The 19,687-nt window shown below is 59.2% G+C and carries 18 protein-coding genes; 4 read left to right on the top strand and 14 right to left on the bottom strand.

Translation table 11 applies throughout. The features are described from left to right. The first annotated feature begins 1 nt into the window (after position 1). Positions 2-754 (top strand): hypothetical protein, encoded by a 753-nt coding sequence (locus SK50_RS13065; protein WP_017384508.1) that lies wholly within the window; start codon positions 2-4, stop codon positions 752-754. A 57-nt stretch (positions 755-811) separates the two neighbouring features. On the opposite strand, the gene SK50_RS13060 is transcribed toward SK50_RS13065, so the two are convergent. Beyond that, entirely contained in the window at positions 812-2,788 is a 1,977-nt protein-coding gene (locus SK50_RS13060; protein WP_048229525.1) for an alkyl/aryl-sulfatase, read from the bottom strand. 202 nt (positions 2,789-2,990) lie between these two features. Between SK50_RS13060 and SK50_RS13055 the strand changes: the two genes are divergently transcribed. After that, a complete protein-coding gene (locus SK50_RS13055) occupies positions 2,991-3,626 on the top strand; it encodes a helix-turn-helix domain-containing protein (protein ID WP_023296565.1) in 636 nt (211 codons plus the stop codon). 42 nt (positions 3,627-3,668) lie between these two features. Here SK50_RS13055 and paaY read toward each other — a convergent pair whose 3' ends face one another. The 13 genes from paaY to paaA all read right to left on the bottom strand — a co-directional run bounded on the left by paaY (position 3,669) and on the right by paaA (position 14,850). After that, positions 3,669-4,274: a phenylacetic acid degradation protein PaaY gene (gene paaY / locus SK50_RS13050; RefSeq protein WP_045338257.1), complete on the bottom strand. Its 606-nt coding sequence runs from the start codon at positions 4,272-4,274 to the stop codon at positions 3,669-3,671. Positions 4,275-4,283: 9 nt separating this feature from the next. Then, the gene (paaX, locus tag SK50_RS13045) at positions 4,284-5,219 is read right to left on the bottom strand and encodes a phenylacetic acid degradation operon negative regulatory protein PaaX (protein ID WP_032103751.1); all 936 of its coding nucleotides are present in this window, start codon (positions 5,217-5,219) and stop codon (positions 4,284-4,286) included. 121 nt (positions 5,220-5,340) lie between these two features. After that, a complete protein-coding gene (gene paaK / locus SK50_RS13040) occupies positions 5,341-6,657 on the bottom strand; it encodes a phenylacetate--CoA ligase PaaK (protein WP_048229523.1) in 1,317 nt (438 codons plus the stop codon). 26 nt (positions 6,658-6,683) lie between these two features. Continuing rightward, positions 6,684-7,889, bottom strand: coding sequence for a 3-oxoadipyl-CoA thiolase (gene pcaF / locus SK50_RS13035; RefSeq protein ID WP_017384512.1), 1,206 nt, complete (start codon positions 7,887-7,889; stop codon positions 6,684-6,686). After that, entirely contained in the window at positions 7,889-8,311 is a 423-nt protein-coding gene (gene paaI / locus SK50_RS13030) for a hydroxyphenylacetyl-CoA thioesterase PaaI (RefSeq protein ID WP_015570592.1), read from the bottom strand. The genes pcaF and paaI overlap by 1 nt, the downstream gene beginning before the upstream one ends. Further along, complete coding sequence (gene paaH, locus SK50_RS13025) at positions 8,301-9,725, bottom strand: 3-hydroxyacyl-CoA dehydrogenase PaaH (protein WP_047642463.1); 1,425 nt, start codon at positions 9,723-9,725, stop codon at positions 8,301-8,303. Before paaH ends, paaI begins: the two co-directional genes overlap by 11 nt. Position 9,726: 1 nt before the next feature. Beyond that, entirely contained in the window at positions 9,727-10,515 is a 789-nt protein-coding gene (gene paaG / locus SK50_RS13020; RefSeq protein ID WP_026094304.1) for a 2-(1,2-epoxy-1,2-dihydrophenyl)acetyl-CoA isomerase PaaG, read from the bottom strand. Continuing rightward, a complete protein-coding gene (gene paaF, locus SK50_RS13015) occupies positions 10,515-11,282 on the bottom strand; it encodes a 2,3-dehydroadipyl-CoA hydratase PaaF (protein WP_017693480.1) in 768 nt (255 codons plus the stop codon). The genes paaG and paaF overlap by 1 nt, the downstream gene beginning before the upstream one ends. Continuing rightward, entirely contained in the window at positions 11,279-12,349 is a 1,071-nt protein-coding gene (paaE, locus tag SK50_RS13010) for a 1,2-phenylacetyl-CoA epoxidase subunit PaaE (RefSeq protein WP_017693481.1), read from the bottom strand. Before paaE ends, paaF begins: the two co-directional genes overlap by 4 nt. Before the next feature lie 7 nt (positions 12,350-12,356). Next, positions 12,357-12,854, bottom strand: coding sequence for a 1,2-phenylacetyl-CoA epoxidase subunit PaaD (gene paaD / locus SK50_RS13005; protein ID WP_003857347.1), 498 nt, complete (start codon positions 12,852-12,854; stop codon positions 12,357-12,359). A gap of 11 nt (positions 12,855-12,865) precedes the next feature. Beyond that, positions 12,866-13,612, bottom strand: coding sequence for a 1,2-phenylacetyl-CoA epoxidase subunit PaaC (gene paaC / locus SK50_RS13000; RefSeq protein ID WP_015570597.1), 747 nt, complete (start codon positions 13,610-13,612; stop codon positions 12,866-12,868). A gap of 8 nt (positions 13,613-13,620) precedes the next feature. Next, positions 13,621-13,908, bottom strand: coding sequence for a 1,2-phenylacetyl-CoA epoxidase subunit PaaB (gene paaB, locus SK50_RS12995; RefSeq protein WP_003857353.1), 288 nt, complete (start codon positions 13,906-13,908; stop codon positions 13,621-13,623). 12 nt (positions 13,909-13,920) lie between these two features. Continuing rightward, positions 13,921-14,850 carry a 1,2-phenylacetyl-CoA epoxidase subunit PaaA gene (gene paaA / locus SK50_RS12990; protein ID WP_003857355.1) on the bottom strand — a complete coding sequence of 310 codons (930 nt, stop codon included), beginning with the start codon at positions 14,848-14,850 and terminating at the stop codon, positions 13,921-13,923. Positions 14,851-15,135: 285 nt separating this feature from the next. Here paaA and paaZ point away from each other — a divergent pair, with 285 nt between their 5' ends. Together paaZ and tynA are read left to right on the top strand one after the other, a co-directional pair. Next, positions 15,136-17,175, top strand: a complete 2,040-nt coding sequence (gene paaZ / locus SK50_RS12985; RefSeq protein WP_017693483.1) for a phenylacetic acid degradation bifunctional protein PaaZ — start codon at positions 15,136-15,138, stop codon at positions 17,173-17,175. Positions 17,176-17,370: 195 nt separating this feature from the next. Continuing rightward, positions 17,371-19,644 (top strand): primary-amine oxidase, encoded by a 2,274-nt coding sequence (gene tynA / locus SK50_RS12980; protein ID WP_048229520.1) that lies wholly within the window; start codon positions 17,371-17,373, stop codon positions 19,642-19,644. Positions 19,645-19,687: the final 43 nt, after the last annotated feature.

The raw sequence follows: 19,687 nt of genomic DNA, 5'->3' as shown, positions 1-19,687 counted from the left end.
AATGGGAACGGCAATATTCATGGTATTGATGGTATGCGGGTACTGGTACACCAGCCGCGACCTCTCAACACGGTTTAAAATCAAGCGATCCTTTGGCTGGGACGTCTATTTTCTTGTTGCACTGTATGGCTGTATTTTTGTTCTTCAGGGGGTGATCGCCACCGGCCTGCTGTGGCTGCTGTTGTTCGCCCTCTCCGCCGCCGATAACACGTTCCATTTCACGTCAGCAAAATATGCCGACTGGCAAATTGATTTTATGAACTGGAGCTTCCTGGGGATTCAGGCCCCGGTGGTGGTGATGCTGACCTTCGCGATCCTGTTTTGTCTCTACCGATCGAACTGGGCCGGAAGCGCGCGGCTGGACGGCGATGGCCGGAAAAAATTGTACAAGCGGCTGGCGCAGTCGAGCGGGATTGAACAACTGCTCTATCAGTGCATGGAGGAAGGTGAACTGGCGCACGTCACGCTGAAATCGCGGCGGATCTATATTGGCATGATCCATACCGCCACGCTGGAGTATGAAAAAACGGCCAATATCGTGCTTATTCCGATGCTGAGCGGCTACCGTGACGGGAAGAACATGCAGCTCTGTATCGAACATAACTACAGCAAATGGTATGCCGAGCATGACATTACGCTCGATTCGGAGCCCAAAAGCGCCATGGATTTTCGCAAAGTGATCATGCTGGATCAGATCGAGAGTATTTCGCTGTTCGATCCGGCAAGCGCCAGCGCGCTGGCGATGCGTGAATGAAAAAAATAGCGCCTTATCGTAATAAGGCGCCAGGATTAACCAGGATGAACGCTAAACTTATGGCGTGACAATATTGAACCAGAAGTCAAATGTGTCCATGTAGCTCAGCATCTCTTCCAGCTTCGCTCCGTCTCCGCTCACCTTGACGTCACCCTTGTCCATCGCCTGCTTGAGCGTCTCTTTCTTAAGGATGATGTCATTCAGCGTGGTGCGGTCCAGGGTGATGGTTGCGTCGGCATCCTTCGCCTGCGCGTTGGCGGTATGGTTCAGCACGCCGTTTTCCAGCTCCAGCTTGTATTTGCCGCCATCCTTACCGAGATCGATGTTAAAGACCGCTTTCGCGTTACCGGCCCGCACCCCGTTGATGTGCACGCCCAGGTAGTCGAAGAACATTTCCGGGGTCATCGCCCGCACGGTATCCGGGCTGGCGGTGTTCGGCGTCGGCAGCTTCTTCACGCCATTACGCAGTTCCTGCGCGCCGGTCAGGTAGAAGTTACGCCAGGTGCCCGCTTCCGCCTGGTAACCTAACTGCTCCAGCGCGTCGGCTTCCAGATTACGTGCCGCAGCGTTCTGCGGATCGGCGAAGACAATTTTGCTGATCACCTGCGCCACCCAGCGGTAGTTGCCCTGCTGATAGTCAGCTTTGGCTTTCTGCATGATGGCATCGGCCCCTCCCATGTATTCCACAAACTTCTTCGCAGCCTGTTCAGGCGGCAGTTCGTCGAGGGTAGCCGGGTTGCCGTCGAACCAGCCGAGATAAAACACGTAGGTGGCTTTGACGTCGTGGCTGACGGAACCGTAATAGCCGCGGCTAGCCCACTGTTTTTCCAGCGATTCCGGCAGTGTAAATTCAGCGGCGATCTCGTCGCGGGTCAGCCCCTTGTTTGCCATACGCAGGGTCTGGTCGTTGATGTAGCGATACATATCGCGCTGGCCTTTCATCAGCTTGACGATATTCTCGTTGCCCCAGGTCGGCCAGTGGTGCTGCGCAATAATCACTTCCGCGTCCGCGCCCCAGCGCTCAATGGCGGCGTTGATGTACTTGGACCAGGCCAGCGGATCGCGGATTTTCGCGCCGCGCAGGGAGTAGGTGTTGTGCAGGGTATGGGTCACGTCCTCTGCGGCTTCGATCATTTTCTTCTCTTTGACATACCACAGCATTTCGGACGGGGCTTCTGAGCCCGGCGCCATCATAAAGTCGTAGGTCAGCCCGTCAATCACTTCCTGCTGGCCGGTATGGGTAATGTAGTTGGTCGGCGGGATCAGGGTCACCGTACCCGCAGAGGTGGTGGTGCCAAGACCCGCCCCCACCTGGCCTTTTGCATCCGGCTTCAGCAGGTTGCCGTACATATAGCTCGCACGGCGGCTCATCGCATTCCCGGCCATAATGTTTTCGGAAACCGCTTCTTTCATAAAGCCTTCCGGGGCGTAGATCTTCACTTTGCCGGACTTCACGTCGGCTTCGTCAACCACACCGCGCAGGCCGCCGTAGTGGTCGACGTGACTGTGGGTGATCACCACAGCGACGACCGGTTTCTTGCCGCGGTTTGCATAGTAGAGATCCAGCGCTTCTTTCGCCGGTTCAGCGCTTAACAGCGGGTCGATAACGGTGATGCCCTTCTCACCTTCAATGATGGTCATGTTGGAGAGATCGAGATTACGGATCTGATACACGCCATCGGTGACCTTAAACAGCCCGCCAATGTTGATCAGCTGTGACTGACGCCACAGGCTCGGGTTTACCGTATCCGGGGCTTTTTCACCCTCTTTCACGAAATCATATTTCGCCGGGTTCCAGATAACATTCCCCTGCTCGCCTTTAATCATGTTTTGTGGCAGCGGGGCGATAAAACCTTTATGGGCGTTCTCAAAGTCGGTTTTATCGGCAAACGGTAATTTGTTATACAGGGCGTTATTTGCCTGCCGGGTTGTGGCAGTGGCATCCTGCGGCTGCACTTCCGCAAACGCGGAAAGCGACAGCGACGTCAACACACCGGCAAGCGCCAGATGTTTAGCAATTAGGGTTAATTTCATTGAATGGCCTCATAGATTAATTGCGCCGCCTGGATATTTACGGTTGGCGGATAATTTTAATGCGAACTCATTGACGACCATTCTAATCAGAATACTTTCTCATCATAGTCCCATATGGGACTGGTTATTTATCGGTTCGTAATCCGGGGGCTATTGCTGCTATACTCGTTACCACGGCAGACGTTGCGGGGAGAGGCTTAGCGTGAATTTTCAGGATATCCATACCTATTATCAGCAACTCAATATTGGGCAATTCTTTCCGCACATGCTTTGTAAAGGCGAGGCCTTAACCGTTGCCGCAAATAAAAAATTCACCGTCGAGCCTGGCTATATCTATTTTTGCACTGAAGGGTCGCTGACAATATTAATGCCTGATGATGGCCTAAATATTGGCAATACTATCGAGTATATGCCGATAGGGTTAATGGAAAGGTATTGTCCACTGGCGAAGTATGAATATCGCAGCAGTGCGAAGGTGAAGCTGGTGAGAATAGCCTGGGCCGACTTCGACCAGCTATTTTTCGAGGGCGGGTCTGAGCGCATGCAGGCGCTGGCCACCATACTGACCTACATGTCCATTTTCACCATCGACCTGCACAATGAACGCAGGCAGGTCACCAGCTACCAGACCATAAAACCGATGCTGTACCGCTATCTCTATCGGCAGGAGACCCACACGGGAGAGAATGAGGGCCTGGCGCTGTTTATCATTAAGCGCACCAACCTGTCACGCACGCATGTCTTTCGCGTGCTGGCAGATCTCAAAGCCGGGGGCTATATCACCATGAAGCGCGGAAAGCTGGTGTCGATTGACCGGCCCCTGCCGGAAGCGTATTAAGCTCATCTTCACGCCTTGAGCAACATGCGGGAACGAACGGCCTTATTTATCCCGGCCAGCCGACTTGGGCCGTAAATTCTCATCGAAGACCAGCCGTTTGCGTTCGGGCTCTTCTTCCCGCAGCGGCTCCACCTGATGCAGCGTCTGCTTACAGCGATCCACCAGTACCTGATACTCCCGCGTGCCCTGCTTTTTCCACTCTATTTCCTGCGCGCTTAACTCACGAATCGCTTTCGCCGGACTGCCAAGAATTAAGTGATTCGCAGGCATCTCCGCTTTGGCCTTCACAAACGCCGCCGCCCCGACGATGCTGTTTTCGCCGATCGTCGCCCCGTCCATCACGACCGCATTCATCCCCACCAGCGCATTACGGCGGATAATGCAGCCGTGCAGGATCGCGCTGTGGCCGATATGCCCGTCCTCTTCCACCACCGTGTCCTGCTCCGGAAAACCGTGCATCACGCAGTTATCCTGGATGTTCGCGCCGTCTTTCACCACGATCCGGCCAAAATCACCACGCAGGCTGGCGTTAGGGCCCACGTAAACACCTTTTCCGAGGATCACGTCGCCAATCAGCACCGCGGTCGGGTGAACATAGCTCTCTTCAGGCACGACCGGCGTCAGACCATCAATTTGATAAACAGGCATACCCTCTCCTTATGTGATATTCAGACCACCAAAACGCTGGTGATAAAGCGTGCCGGGAGCGGGCAGCTCGCCCACGGAGGTTTCCCCCTTCTCACTGACAAACGCCAGGGCTCCCGCCGCCACGCGCTGGTAGATGTTAATACACAGCTGTCGCGCGCTCTGTCCCGCCCAGTGCGCAGGAAGTAACTCCTCCGGCAACAGCGGATCTTTCAGCACCACGCGACGATAAAAATGAATGAGTAACAGCTGGATCTGGAAGCAGCGTTCCGGGGTCAAATCCTCAGGCGGCGCCTCTTTCAGCAGCGGCAGCAGCGGACGGAACGAGTTGATAAACGTTTCGTACATCGCGTTTTGTTCGGTCAGCTGCCAGCACTCTTCCACGCGGGATCGTAGTGCCGCGCGTGACAAGGCCAGCGGCGAATGGGCTTCAAAGAAAATGACGTTTTCCGCCACGCCCGCGTCATGCAGCAGAGACTGCACGTCCGCCAGGTTCTGCGACGGCGAGGCCATCAGGCTCGGCGCCAGCGTGCCGAACCCTTGCCAGATGAGCTGTTTTTTCACGTCCGCGAGCGTGGTTTTATCCAGCCCCTCGGAAAGCAGCAGCAGCCATTTACCATCCCACGCCGGCAGTTCCGCACGGTAGATTTTATTTTCCGCGCGGCGGGTCAAACGCAGCCCCTTATCGCTGAGACGGTAAAAGCTGCGACGGCCAATGCGGGACACGTCCAGCCAGCCCTCTTTGTTCAGGCGAAACAGCGCGGTGCGCACAAAGCGCTCCCCGAAACCCATCCCTTCCAGCAGGGCCGCCAGGCTGCCGAGCCAGATCTCTCCGCCGCGATGGGAAAGCGCGTCGCCATACAGCGAGGAGATAAGCGACGTTCCGCTGACGGGAACAGAGCTGACTGCGTGCTGGATAAAGGCATCAAGTTTATTCATGTGATTCATTCTGTTGTTATTTTTTTCCTGGATGAATCATAGCATACGAATCTGGGGTGTATCCTCTCCCAAAGGGAGAGGATACTTAATACACCCTCTCCCTTTGGGAGAGGGCTGGGGTGAGGGAAATTCAACCGTTGGCTGCCACTTTACGCAAATCAAATACCCGGCAGGCTTTACCCTCGGAGCGCGGTATACTGCCGCAGTTCACGATCATCACGTCGGTCGAGATCCCCACCATCGATTTAATCCGATGACGCAGCTGATGGCAGACCTGACAGCGCTGTTCATGGGTCAGCGTTAAGCTGCTCTGTTTCAGCTCGACCTTCACCGAAAGTGAATCAAGATGCCCGCGGCGGTTCACCTCCAGCTGATAGTGCGGCGAAAGGTGTTCGAACTTAACGATCTCCTCTTCCAGCTGTGACGGGAAGACGTTAACCCCGCGAATGATGAGCATGTCGTCGCTGCGCCCGCTGATGCGATCCATCCGGCGCATGGTGCGTGCGGTGCCCGGCAGCAGGCGCGTCAGGTCGCGGGTGCGGTAGCGGATCACCGGCAGCGCCTCTTTGGTCAGCGTGGTGAACAGCAGCTCACCCTGCTCGCCGTCGGCCAGCGGCGTGCCGTCATTCGGGTTGACGATCTCCGGGTAGAAGTGATCTTCCCAGATGGTCGGGCCGTCGGCGGTTTCAAGACACTCCATCGCCACGCCCGGCCCCATCACTTCGGAGAGACCATAGATATCCAGCGCGGTAATGCCCAGCCGTTTTTCAATTTCGCGGCGCATCGCCTGCGTCCACGGCTCGGCGCCAAACACGCCGACGCGCAGGGAACAGGCACTGGCATCGCCGCCCATCTGACGCTCCAGCTCTTCAATCAGGTTCAGGCAGTACGACGGCGTCACCATGATCATATCCGGCTGGAAATCGCGGATCAGCTGCCCCTGCTTCTCCGTCTGGCCGCCGGACATCGGGATCACCGTCGCTCCCAGACGCTCGGCACCGTAGTGCGCCCCCAGCCCGCCGGTGAAGAGCCCGTAACCGTAAGCGACGTGAATTTTATCCTTCGCGCTGCCCCCGGCGGCGCGCAGGGAACGGGCGACGATATTGGCCCAGTTGTCGATATCATTCTGGGTATACCCCACCACGGTCGGCTTTCCGGTGGTGCCCGACGAAGCGTGGATACGCACCACCTGCTCCATCGGCACCGCAAAGGTATCAAACGGGTAGTTGTCGCGCAGATCCTGCTTGGTGGTGCACGGGAATTTTTGCAGGTCCGCCAGCTCGGTGAAATCGTCAGGGTGAACGCCCGCGGCATCAAACTTGCGTTTGTACATCGGAACGTTGTTGTAGGCGTGGTGCAGCGTCCACTTCAGGCGCGCGGTCTGCAACGCCTGCAATTCATCAATGGACGCGGTTTCGATCGGATCAAGCTTTGTTGTATTTATCATCGCAGGGTACTCACATTATTGTTCGCTCAAACACGCTCAAGGATCATGGCAATGCCCTGACCCACACCGATGCACATCGTACACAGCGCGTAGCGACCGCCGCGTCGGTGCAATTCATTGCTTGCGGCCAGCGCCAGTCTGGCACCGCTCATTCCCAGCGGATGACCTAGCGCGATCGCCCCGCCGTTCGGGTTGACATGCTCCGCGTCATCCGGCAAGCCCAGCTGACGCAGCACACCCAGCGCCTGTGCGGCGAAGGCTTCATTAAGCTCAATGACGTCCATATCGGTGATACTGAGTCCGGCACGCTCCAGCACCTTGCGGGTGGCGGGCACCGGGCCTAATCCCATCAGGCGCGGCTCGACGCCCGCTGTCGCCATGGCCACAATGCGGGTGCGCGGGGTTAACCCCTGGGCAAGCGCCATCGGCTCGCTGGCGATAATCAGCGCCGCCGCCCCGTCGTTGACGCCAGAGGCGTTCCCCGCCGTCACCACACCGTTCTTACGGAACGGGGCTTTCAGCGCGGCAAGCTGTTCCAGGGTGGTTTCGGCGCGCGGATGCTCGTCCACGCTCACTTCCGTTACCGCACCTTTTTTGCCCGCCACCTGTACCGGGATAATCTCCTGCGCCAGAACGCCATTCTGCTGCGCCCGCGCGGTGCGCTGCTGGCTGCGCAGGGCAAATGCGTCCTGATCGGCACGGCTTATATTTAACAATTCCGCTACATTCTCTGCCGTTTCCGGCATGCTGTCAGTTCCGTATTGCTGATGCATGAGCGGATTCACAAATCGCCAGCCGATGGTGGTGTCGAAGATCTCCGCCTGACGCTGAAACGCCGCCGTGGCTTTGCCCATCACGAACGGCGCACGGGACATGGATTCGACGCCACCTGCGATCAGCAGATCGCCATCCCCGGCCCTGATGGCGCGCGCCGCAAAGCCAATGGCATCCAGACCGGAGCCGCACAGGCGGTTAATGGTGGTGCCGGATACCGTCTGCGGCAGCCCGGCCAGCAGCGCCGACATGCGCGCCACGTTGCGGTTATCCTCCCCGGCCTGATTCGCGCAGCCGAAGATCACGTCATCTATGCGCTCCAGATCGAGCTGCGGGTAACGCGACAGCAGCGCACGCAGCGGCACGGCACCTAAGTCATCGGCGCGCACGCTGGATAATCCTCCGCCGTAGCGACCAACCGGGGTACGCACCCCCTCACAAATAAATGCGTCACGCATCAGGCTTCTCCTGTCACACTGCCGCCAGTGCGGTGCGATTTCCCGCGAAAAAGAGCGACGGTTTTCTGTTGTTGGTTCTGAATTTCAATGTCGTAGACGCCGGTCAGTTTGCCCTGATGCTTCACCCGCGCGGTGGCGGTGAGCTTATCTCCGGCAAAGCCCGGACGCAGAAAATCGATGGCGCAGCCTGAGGCCACCGCCGCCAGCCCCTGACTGTTGCAGGCGTAGGCAAAGGCCGTATCGGCCAGCGAGAACAGCTGTCCGCCGTGACAGGTTTTATGCCCGTTGAGCATCTGCGGGGTGATGGTCATGGTCACCACCGCGTAGCCCTCGCCCATGTCGATAATGTCCATCCCCATCGCCTGCGCGCAGGCGTCCCGTTCATACATCGCGCGGGCGTTATGCCAGGCGTTATGACTCATAGCTACTCTCCAGAAGCGCACGCTGGCGCAGCAGTGAACAGGGGCGATAGCGTTCCTCGCCGTAGTGACGTTGCAGATTCTCCAGCAGCGTTAACAGACGCTGCCAGCCAAGGCGCTCGCCCCAGGCGATGGGCCCGCAGGGATAGTTGACCCCTAAGCGCATGGCGGTATCGATGTCTTGCTCGCTGGCGACCCCTTTTTGCAGGGCGTCCAGCGCTTCGTTGGCAATCATCGCTACCGTGCGCCAGACCAGCAGGCCGGGGTAATCGGCAATCTGTACCACCCGTTTCTCCTGCTGCTGCAACCAGTAAATGGCTTTCTGCGTGGCGGCGTGCGGGTTGCCGGGCGCGACGGCTATCACGGCCACATCCCGCTCAATGCGGTCGACCACCACCACCGGGCAGCCGTGGCGCAACGCCAGCGATTGCGAGGTTTCACCCTGCGTTTCGATCAGCAACAGATCGTCGATTTCCGTGACGCCGTCACTTCTTCGCTGAACGCGCATCGGGCTGAAGCTGTCGCTGACCGGGGCGAGCCAGCTGACGGCGGGTTTCTCCTCCTGCCAGCGGTAAACCCCCTGCCCGCTTTTCTTGCCCAGACGCCCGGCCAGCACCAGCTCCTGCTGCACCAGCGACGGCAGAAAACGACGCTCCTGCCAGAAGGCGTTAAACACGGAGCAGGTCACGGCAAAGTTGACGTCCTGACCAATCATGTCCGTCAGTTCAAGCGGCCCCATCGGGAAGCCCCCGCCGTCTCGCAGAGCGGCGTCGATCACCTCGGGCGTTGCCACCTGCTCTTCCAGCGCGCGCCAGGCTTCCGAGTAGAACGGGCGCGCCACGCGGTTGACGATAAACCCCGGCGTGGACTGGCAGCGTACCGGCTGCTTTCCCCAGTTCAGCGCCAGCTCGCACAGTGCATCGGCCACTTCCGGAGAGGTCGCCAGCCCGCTGACCACTTCCACCAGCTTCATCACCGGGGCAGGATTGAAGAAGTGCAGCCCGGCGACGCGTTCAGGGTGGTTTATCTCCGCCGCAATCGCGGTAACGGAAATGGACGAGGTATTGCTGGCAAGCAGCGTCTGCGGCGGGCAGATCTCTGCCAGCTGGGTAAACAGCGCTTTTTTTACCTCAAGCCGCTCGGAGGCCGCCTCGATCACCAGATCGGCTTTCGCCAGAGCACTGATAGTCGTCACCGGCGTCAGGCGGGCGAGGATCAGTTCCCCGGCGTCGGCAGAGAGTTTTCCGCGCGCAACGCGTGAGGAGAGCCGCTGGCGAATGCCGTCGATGGCGCGGGAAATCGCCGCTGCATCAATGTCGTACACCAGAACCGGATGACCGTGGCTGGCTGCCACTTCGGCAATACCGGCGCCCATAGTGCCGCTGCCAATGACGGCGACCGTATGGATATTCACCATCTTATTTCCCCGTAAAGTTCGGCGCGCGTTTTGCCAGGAACGCGCTGACGCCTTCCCGGTAGTCGTCGCTGCGTCCGGCCAGACGTTGATAGTCGCGCTCCAGATCAAGCTGGGCGTCTAGGGTATTGGTTTCGGCGGCGTTGATCGCCTGCTTGATCAAGCCCAGGCCAAAGGTCGGCTGCGAGGCAAAATGCAGCGCCATCTGCTGTGCGGTGGCGGAGAGCTGGTCGTCGTCCACCACCTGCCAGATCATTCCCCAGGCCTGTGCCTGCTCGGCGCTGAGCTTATCGCCCAGCAATGCCAGCCCCATGGCGCGGGCGCGTCCGGTCACGCGCGGCAGCAGCCAGGTTCCGCCGCAGTCCGGTACCAGCCCGAGCTTGCTGAAGGCCATCACAAAGCTGGCTGAACGGGCCGCAATCACCATGTCGCAGCCGAGGGCCAGCGTGGCCCCCGCGCCCGCCGCCACGCCGTTAACCGCGCAAATCACCGGCTTCGGCAGTTTTGCCAGGCGGCGCACCAGCGGGTTGTAAAAAGTCTCAACGGACATGCCCAGATCCGGCGCGGGGCCGTTCGGGTCCACGTTACGGTCGTTAAGATCCTGCCCGGCGCAGAAACCGCGTCCTGCCCCGGTGATCAGCAGGCAGCGGATAGCGTCATCGCGTTCGGCCTGCTTCAGGCATTCGGAAAGCTGCTGGTGCATGACGTCGTTAAAGCTGTTCAGGCGCTCCGGGCGGTTCAGCGTAATGGTCATTACGCCCTGCTCAACATGGCTCAGAATAGATTCCACAATTAGCGTCCTTTAAAGTCTGGGGTGCGTTTTTGTAAAAAGGCGTTGATACCTTCCCGGCGATCGTCGGTGGCCGCGAGCAGCGCAAACAGCTGACGCTCCTGCGCCAGCCCGGCCTGAAGCGGGACTTCCTGCGACTGGCGAAGCGCCTGCTTCGCTGCCTGTAGCGCCAGCGGCGAGTGGCGCGCCATCCGCGCCGCCTGTTTCAGGGCATACTCCAGCGTCAGCGAGGCCGGGTAGACGTCGCTGACCAGCCCGGCGCTGTGCGCCTGAACCGCCGTGATGCTTTCGCCCGTCAGCACCATTTTGCTGGCCAGCGATTTGCCCACGCTGCGGATCAGCCGCTGGGTGCCGCCTGCGCCCGGCATGATCCCGAGGGTGATTTCCGGCAGGCCAAAACGGGCGTTATCACCGGCAATCACGACATCGCAGAGCAGCGCCAGCTCACAGCCTGCCCCCAGCGCGAAGCCGTTCACGGCGGCAATCAGCGGTTTGGTGAAGGCGTTGATCCGCGCCCACAGCTGCGGGCGGATATCGTTCAGGGTGGCGGGCAGGTCTTTCTCCGCCATTTCGTTGAGATCGGCCCCGGCGGCAAAGCAGCGTTCGTTGCCGGAAATCACACAGACGGCGATCTCAGCATCCGCGGCGGCGGCCTCAAGCTGCTCTGCGATTTGCGTGAGCAGCGCATTGTTGAGCGCGTTGCGCGCCGACGGACGGTTAAGCGTCAGCTGCAACACGCGGCCATGACGGGTGACAATCAGTTCGCTCATGCCATCCCCTTCGCATCAAAATCGACGATAACGTCGGCGGTTAACGGCAGCGCCTGACAGCTCAGCACATAGCCTGCGGCCAGCTCGTCCGGCTCCAGGCTGTAGTTGGTCGCCATATCGACTTTTCCGCGCAGCACTTTGCATTTGCAGGTAGCGCATACGCCGCCCTTGCAGGCGTAAGGCAGATCCGCCCCCTGACGCAGGGCCGCGTCAAGAATGCTCTCGTCGTCCGCCGTCAGGGTGATTTCACGGTCGCGCCCGTCCTGACGGACGGTGACCTTCTGCCCGTCGGCCTGCACGCTGGCTGTCCGTTTAACGGCGGTACCCGGCGTGTTAAAGCGCTCAAGATGGATCGCTTTTTCCGGCATACCCAGCGCTTTCAGCGCCGCTTCGGCCTCGTCCATCATCGCCGACGGGCCGCAGATGAAGGCTTCATCGTACTGGCGGAAATTCACCAGCGTTTTTGCCAGCGCCTTGAGCTTTTCCCCGTCAATGCGGCCATGGAGCAGATCGCTGTCGAGCGTCTCCTGGCTGAAGATGGCGATCAGCTGCAAACGCTGCGGGTATTTATCTTTCAGGTCCGCCAGCGCCCGGCGGAACATCATGCTCTGGCTGCTGCGGTTGCCGTAAATCAGGGTGAAGTGGCTGTGGGCTTCAGTGTCCAGCGTAGCGGATATAATTGCCAGCATCGGGGTGATCCCGGACCCGGCGGCAATCGCCAGATAATGGCCTTCGCGTTCGGCCTGCGGCTGGTAGCCAAAATGCCCCTGCGGCACCATCACCTCCAGCGCCATGCCCGGTTTGATCTCGTCCCGGGCATAGCGGGAAAAACGTCCGCCCTCGATGGCTTTGACCGCCACGCTGATCTCACCGCACGCGGTGCTCCGGCAGATGGAGTAGCAGCGGCGCAGTTCCTCCCCGCCAGGACTGGCTTTCAGGGTCAGATGCTGACCGGGACGGAAGCGGTACGCCTCCTGTAACGCCTGCGGCACCGCGAAGGTAATGGTCACCGCGTCGCGGGTTTCGGGTTCCACTTTTGCCACTGTTAATGAATGAAACGTTGTCATGGCAGCCTCAAATACATTTGAAATAGTCGAAGGGCTCACGGCAGGTATTGCAGCGGTAGAGCGCTTTGCAGGCCGTGGAACCAAATTCACTGATAAGCGAGGTATCGGTGCTCGCACAGCGCGGGCAGCTCACCTCCGCGGGAACGTGGGCATGGCAGCTATGGCCGACAGGTGGGCTGATGCCATATTCACGCAAGCGCCTGCGGGCATCGTCGGTCATCCAGTCGGTGGTCCACGCGGGCTCCAGTTGCAGCACAATATGTACCGGGCTAAAGCCGTTCCCGGTCAGAGTTTCGCGGATCGCCCCCAGCAGATGCTCCGTTGCCGGACAGCCCGAATAGGTTGGCGTGAAGCCGATGACCCAGCCTTCCCCCTGCGCCTTCACGCTGCGCACCATGCCTAAGTCGGTAATGGTCAGCACCGGCACTTCCGGGTCGGGGATCTGGCTTAACAGCGCCCAAATCTGCGGGATTTGTGCAGGCGCGATGTCGACGAGGCGTTGCATGGCGTCCTCCTTTACCACTGCTGGCCGGGGTAAACGCGCTGGAGATACTGCATCTCTGCCAGCATCGGCCCGAGGTGTTCGGTATGTAGCCCCTTCTTGCCGCCCGTGCGATACGCCACCTCTTCGGGCACGCGGAGGGTGGCTTCCGCCAGGCCAGCAAACACTTCGCGCTCCCACGGGTCCCGCAGGTCGCGCGGATCAACCGCCACGCCGTCATCAATCAGCGCCAGCTCGACGTCGTCGGCGTCGAACAGTTCAGCCGTAAAGCGCCACAGGCTATCCACCGCCTGTTGCATTTTTTGTGCGGAGGTTTCTGTTCCGTCCCCCAGCCGCACCAGCCAGCCGCGGCTAAAGCGCAGGTGATAGCGCGCCTCCTTAATGGCTTTTGCCGCGATGGCGGCAAGCTGACTGTCGCTGCTGTGGATCAGCCGCTCGTAGAGCGCCACGTTCCACGCATCCATCAGATACTGACGGGCAATGGTGTCGGCGAAGCTGCCGTTTGGCTGTTCCACCAGCAGCAGATTGCGGAACTGACGCTCATCGCGGCCATAGGCCAGGGTGTCTTCATCGCCCTTACCCTCCCGTTCAGCGGCGTAGGTCAGGAAATTGCGCGCCTGCCCGAGCAGATCAAGGCCGATATTGGCGAGCGCCAGGTCAATTTCCAGCTCCGGCGCGTGGCCGCACCAGGCGCCCAGACGCTGTGAGAGCACCAGACCGTTGTCGCCCAGACGCAGGGCATAAGCAGATACGTTGTTCATCCCCAACCTCACATATGCTCGATGCCATCAGGGATGGTGTAAAACGTCGGATGGCGGTAGACCTTGCTTTCCGCCGGATCGAAAAACTCCCCGCTCTCTTCCGGCTGGGAAGCGACGATTTCACTCGCCTTCACCACCCAGATGGAACAGCCTTCGCTGCGGCGGGTATAGGCATCGCGCGCGTTTTCCAGCGCCATGCGGTCGTCGGCAGCGTGAAGGCTGCCCACATGCCGGTGCGACAGCCCCTGCTTCGAACGGACAAAAACTTCGTATAACGGCCAGTAAACATTGCTCATGGTTGATTCCTCTTATGCGGCCTGGCGGGCGCGTTGTTTTTCCGCGTGGGCCAGAGCGGCTTCACGCACCCATGCGCCGTCGTCCCAGGCTTTACGTTTTGCGGCCAGACGTTCGTGGTTGCAGATCCCGCGCCCGTTGATCACTTCGTCAAATTCCTGCCAGTCGATTTCGCCGAAGCGGTAGTGGCCGCTCTCTTCATCGAAACGCAGGTCGGGGTCCGGCACGGTCATACCGAGCATCTCCACCTGAGGCACCGTGTTGTCCACGAAGCGCTGGCGAAGCTCATCGTTGCCAAAGCGTTTGATCTTCCAGGCCAGGCTGCGGGCGCTGTTTGGGGAGTTGTCGTCGTTGGGTCCGAACATCATCAGCGCGGGCCACCAGAAACGGTTGATGGCGTCCTGCAACATCTGCCGCTGGGCTTCGCTGCCCTGCGCCAGCGCCATGCAGGCCTCAAAACCCTGACGCTGGTGGAAGCTCTCTTCTTTACAGATTTTCACCATCGCCCGGGCATACGGGCCGTAAGACGTACGACACAGCGCCACCTGGTTCACAATGGCCGCCCCGTCCACCAGCCAGCCAATGACCCCGATATCGGCCCAGCTCAGGGTCGGATAGTTGAAGATGGAGGAGTATTTCATCTTGCCGTCGAGCATCTTTTGATAAATGTCCTCCCGGGCGCAGCCCAGCGTTTCCGCCGCGCTGTAGAGGTACAGGCCGTGTCCGGCTTCATCCTGCACCTTCGCCAGCAGAATGGCTTTCCGGCGCAGCGTCGGCGCGCGGGTGATCCAGTTACCTTCCGGCAGCATACCGACAATCTCAGAGTGGGCGTGCTGTCCAATCTGGCGGATCAGCGTCTTGCGATAGGCATCCGGCATCCAGTCCTGCGGCTCGATGGCCGTCTCCTGTGCGATGCGTTGCTCAAAGCGTTGTTCTTGCGTCACATAACCACCTTTGTGATTCGTTAAATCACCACAAATAGCAAAATGGTAAATCATTTGGTTTCTTAAAAGTTACACAAAGGTTAAATATAACCCCAAGAAGCGTTTGTTTATTTTGTGACGACGCTCGCAAGCCTTTTCATGAAAGGCCGATGACGCAAGGCTTTCGGGTGGTCAGGCTAAGCAATACAGATCACAACGTTAACAATTCATTAAAACTCAGCTTGATTTTTATGATTCACGATCAAACTATTGATAGTGAAATTACGAAACATCTGGAGAGAAGAAATGCAGCAGTTAGCCAGCTTCTTGTCCGGCACCTGGCAATCGGGCCGGGGCCGCGAGCGCACCATCACCCACGCCATCAGCGGGGAAACGCTATATGAAGTGACCAGCGAAGGGCTGGATATGGCGGCCGCGCGCCGTTACGCCATTGAACACGGCGGAGAAGCGCTCCGCGCAATGAGCTTTATCGAGCGCGCCGCCATGCTGAAGGCGGTGGCCAAACATCTGCTGAGCCAGAAGGATCGGTTTTATGCCCTGTCAGCCCAGACCGGCGCGACGAAGGCCGACAGCTGGGTGGATATTGAAGGCGGTATCGGCACCCTCTTCACCTACGCAAGCCTCGGCAGCCGTGAGCTGCCGGACGATACCCTGTGGCCGGAGGATGAGCTGATCCCACTGTCGAAGGAAGGCGGTTTTGCGGCACGTCACGTGTTAACGTCGAAATCCGGCGTGGCGGTGCATATCAACGCGTTCAACTTCCCGTGCTGGGGGATGCTGGAAAAGCTCGCGCCCACCTGGCTTGCCGGGATGCCCGCCATCATCAAGCCCGCCACCGCCACCGCGCAGGTGACTCAGGCGATGGTGAAAGCGATCGTCGAGAGCGGGCTGGTGCCGGACGGCGCCATCAGCCTGATCTGCGGTGGCGCGGGCGATCTGCTTAACCAGCTCGACAGCCAGGACGTGGTGACGTTTACCGGGTCGGCCAGCACCGGGCAGAGCCTGCGCGTCCACCCGAATATCGTCGCGCATTCCATTCCGTTTACCATGGAAGCGGATTCCCTTAACTGCTGCGTGCTGGGTGAGGACGTGACGCCGGAACACCCGGAGTTTGCGCTGTTTATCCGCGAAGTGGTGCGCGAGATGACCGCCAAAGCCGGGCAAAAATGTACCGCCATCCGCCGCATCATCGTGCCGGAAGCGCAGATTGACGCCGTCAGCCAGGCGCTGATTGCGCGGCTGGAGAAAGTGGTCGTCGGCGATCCGGCCCAGGAAGGGGTGAAGATGGGGGCTCTCGTCAACGGTGAGCAACGTGCTGACGTGCAGGAAAAAGTCGATCATCTGCTTGCCGCGGGCTGCCAGATCCGTCTGGGTGGTAAAGCTGATTTGCAGGCGGCTGGCGCATTCTTCCCGCCCACCCTGCTGTTCTGCCCGCAGCCGGACGAAACCCCGGCCGTCCACGCCATCGAAGCCTTTGGCCCCGTCGCAACCCTGATGCCCTGCCGTAACACCGAACACGCCATGCAGCTGGCGCGGGCGGGCGGCGGCAGCCTGGCGGGAACGCTGGTTACGGCAGATACCCGCGTGGCGCGGCAGTTTATTGCCGGGGCAGCGCGCGCCCACGGACGTATTCAGATCCTCAACCAGGAATCCTCGAAAGAATCCACCGGCCACGGTTCACCGCTGCCGCAGCTGGTGCACGGTGGTCCGGGACGTGCGGGCGGCGGCGAAGAGCTGGGCGGCCTGCGCGCGGTGAAGCACTATCTTCAGCGCACGGCCATTCAGGGCAGCCCGTCCATGCTCGCCGCGATCGGTAAACAGTGGGTCCGTGGCGCGGAGGTGCAGGAAGATCGCGTTCATCCCTTCCGTAAATACTTCGAGGAGTTACAGCCGGGCGACAGCCTGCTGACCCCGCGTCGTACCCTGACGGAAGCGGATATCGTGAATTTTGCCTGCCTGAGCGGGGATCATTTCTACGCCCATATGGACAAAATTGGCGCGGCGGAGTCGATTTTTGGTGAGCGCGTGGTACACGGTTATTTCCTGATTTCCGCCGCGGCGGGGCTGTTTGTCGATGCCGGGGTTGGGCCGGTTATTGCCAACTACGGCATGGAAAACCTGCGCTTTATCGAGCCGGTCAAGCCGGGTGATACCATTCAGGTGCGCCTGACCTGTAAACGTAAAACGCTGAAGAAACAGCGCACTGCCGAGGAAAAACCCACCGGCGTGGTGGAATGGGCGGTGGAGATCTTCAACCAGCACCAGCAGGCCGTGGCGCTCTACTCCATCCTGACGCTGGTGGCGCGCCAGCAGGGTGACTTCTGACCCACCTCTTTCTTGCCGGGTGTCGCTCCGCTTACCCGGCCTACAACTACCTGACCGGGGTGTGATATCCCCCGGTCTTTTTTTAACCTGGCAAGACTGACAAACAACCTGGCAGATGCAGGCAAACGCTTTTCGTGCGCGCCTGTCAGGATAAGGCTGACACAACACAATAAACACAACAAGATGAGGTCTGCGATGGGAAGCAATTCTTCTTTTTCTGCCCGTAGAACGGCACTGGCCATGGCCGTTGCGCTCTGTTGCGCCTGGCAATCCCCTGTTTACGCTCACGGCAGCGAGGCGCATATGGTCCCGATGGACAAAACGCTTCAGGCGTTTGGCGCGGACGTGCAGTGGGATGATTACGCCCAGATGTTCACCATCGTCAAAGACGGTGCCTTTGTGAAGGTCAAACCCGGCGCAAACACCGCCATCGTTAACGGCAAACCGCTGACGCTCCAGGTGCCTGTGGTGATGAAGAACAATAAGGCGTATATCCCGGAGACCTTTATCAACGATGTTTTTCAGTCCGGTCTTGATCAGACATTCCAGGTTGAAAAAAGCCCCCACCCGTTAAACGCGCTGACGGCTGATGAAATCAACCAGGCCGTAGCCATTGTAAAAGCCTCAGCGGATTTTAAACCCAATACCCGCTTTACCCAGATTGCGCTGGCGGAGCCAGAAAAGGCCAAAGTCTGGGACTTTGTGCTTAACGGCACGGCGGTGGATGCGCCCCGCCAGGCCAATATCATCATGCTTGATGGTAAACACATCATCGAAAGCCGGGTGGATCTGAAGGAGAAAAAGATCCTCCGCTGGGAGCCGATCAAAGACGCGCACGGCATGGTGCTGCTGGATGACTTCAATACCGTGCAGCAGATCATCAATGAAAGCCCGGAGTTTGCCGCCGTGCTGAAAAAGCGCGGCATTACCGACCCGAAGAAAGTGATCACCACTCCGCTTACCGTCGGCTTTTTTGACGGCAAGGATGGGCTGAAACAGGAAGACCGCCTGCTGAAAGTGATCAGCTATCTTGACGTGGGCGACGGTAACTACTGGGCGCACCCGATCGAAAACCTGGTTGCGGTGGTGGATCTCGAGCAGAAGAAAATCCAGAAGATTGAGGAAGGCCCGGTCGTGCCGGTTCCGCTCACGCCGCTCCCTTATGATGGCCGCGACCGCGTTGAAACGGTGAAAAAACCGCTGGAAATTATCGAGCCGGAAGGCAAGAACTACACCATCACCGGGGATAGGGTGCACTGGCAGAACTGGGATTTTCATCTGAGCCTGGACTCACGCGTCGGCCCGATAATCTCCACCGTGACCTATAACGACAACGGCAAAAAGCGACAGGTGATGTATCAGGGATCGCTCGGCGGCATGATTGTGCCGTACGGCGACCCGGATATCGGCTGGTACTTTAAAGCCTACCTGGACTCCGGCGATTACGGCATGGGTACCCTGACCTCCCCGCTGGTGCGCGGCAAGGATGTTCCGTCTAACGCCGTGATGCTCAACGAAACCATCCCGGATTACACCGGCGCGCCAATGGAGATCCCCCGGGCGATCGCCATTTTCGAGCGTTACGCCGGGCCGGAATATAAGCATCAGGAGTTAGGTAAACCCAACGTCAGCACCGAACGCCGCGAGCTGGTGGTGCGCTGGGTCAGCACCGTGGGTAACTACGATTACATCTTCGACTGGGTATTCCACGAAAACGGCACTATCGGCATTGATGCAGGGGCTACGGGCATTGAAGCGGTGAAAGGCGTGCAGACGAAAACCATGCATGATGCCACCGCGAAGGATGACACCCGATACGGAACGCTGATCGACCATAATATTGTCGGTACCACCCACCAGCACATCTACAACTTCCGTCTGGATATGGACGTGGACGGCATCAACAATAAGCTGGTGGCCATGGATCCGGACGTCAAATCGAACACCGCTGGCGGACCGCGCACCAGCACCATGCAGGTGAATCAGTATGATATTGATACCGAACAGCAGGCGGCCCAGAAGTTTGACCCGGGCACCATCCGCCTGCTGAGCAACACCAGCAAAGAGAACCGCATGGGCAACCCGGTCTCGTATCAGATCATCCCTTACGCGGGCGGTACACACCCGGTCGCGTCCGGCGCGAAGTTTGCCCCGGACGAGTGGATTTATCACCGCCTGAGCTTTATGGATAAACAGCTGTGGGTGACGCGTTACCATCCCGACGAGATGTACCCGGAGGGAAAATACCCGAACCGTTCCACGCACGATACCGGCCTCGGCCAGTACAGCAAAGATAACGAGTCGCTGAACGACCAGGATAACGTCATCTGGATGACCACCGGCACCACCCATGTCGCCCGTGCCGAGGAGTGGCCGATAATGCCGACGGAATGGGTGCACACGTTACTCAAGCCGTGGAATTTCTTTGACGAGACGCCAACGCTCGGCAAGAAAAAAGAGCAGAAATAACCCACCGACCGGGCGTAATGCCCGGTTTTTCATCCGCTTACTT

It is taken from the genome of Enterobacter sp. BWH64 (assembly GCF_001037645.1).
GTDB classification, from domain to species: Bacteria; Pseudomonadota; Gammaproteobacteria; order Enterobacterales; family Enterobacteriaceae; genus Enterobacter; species Enterobacter hormaechei_C.
Note: the sequence above shows the minus strand (reverse complement) of the source record. Positions and strands in the feature narration are given on the sequence as shown.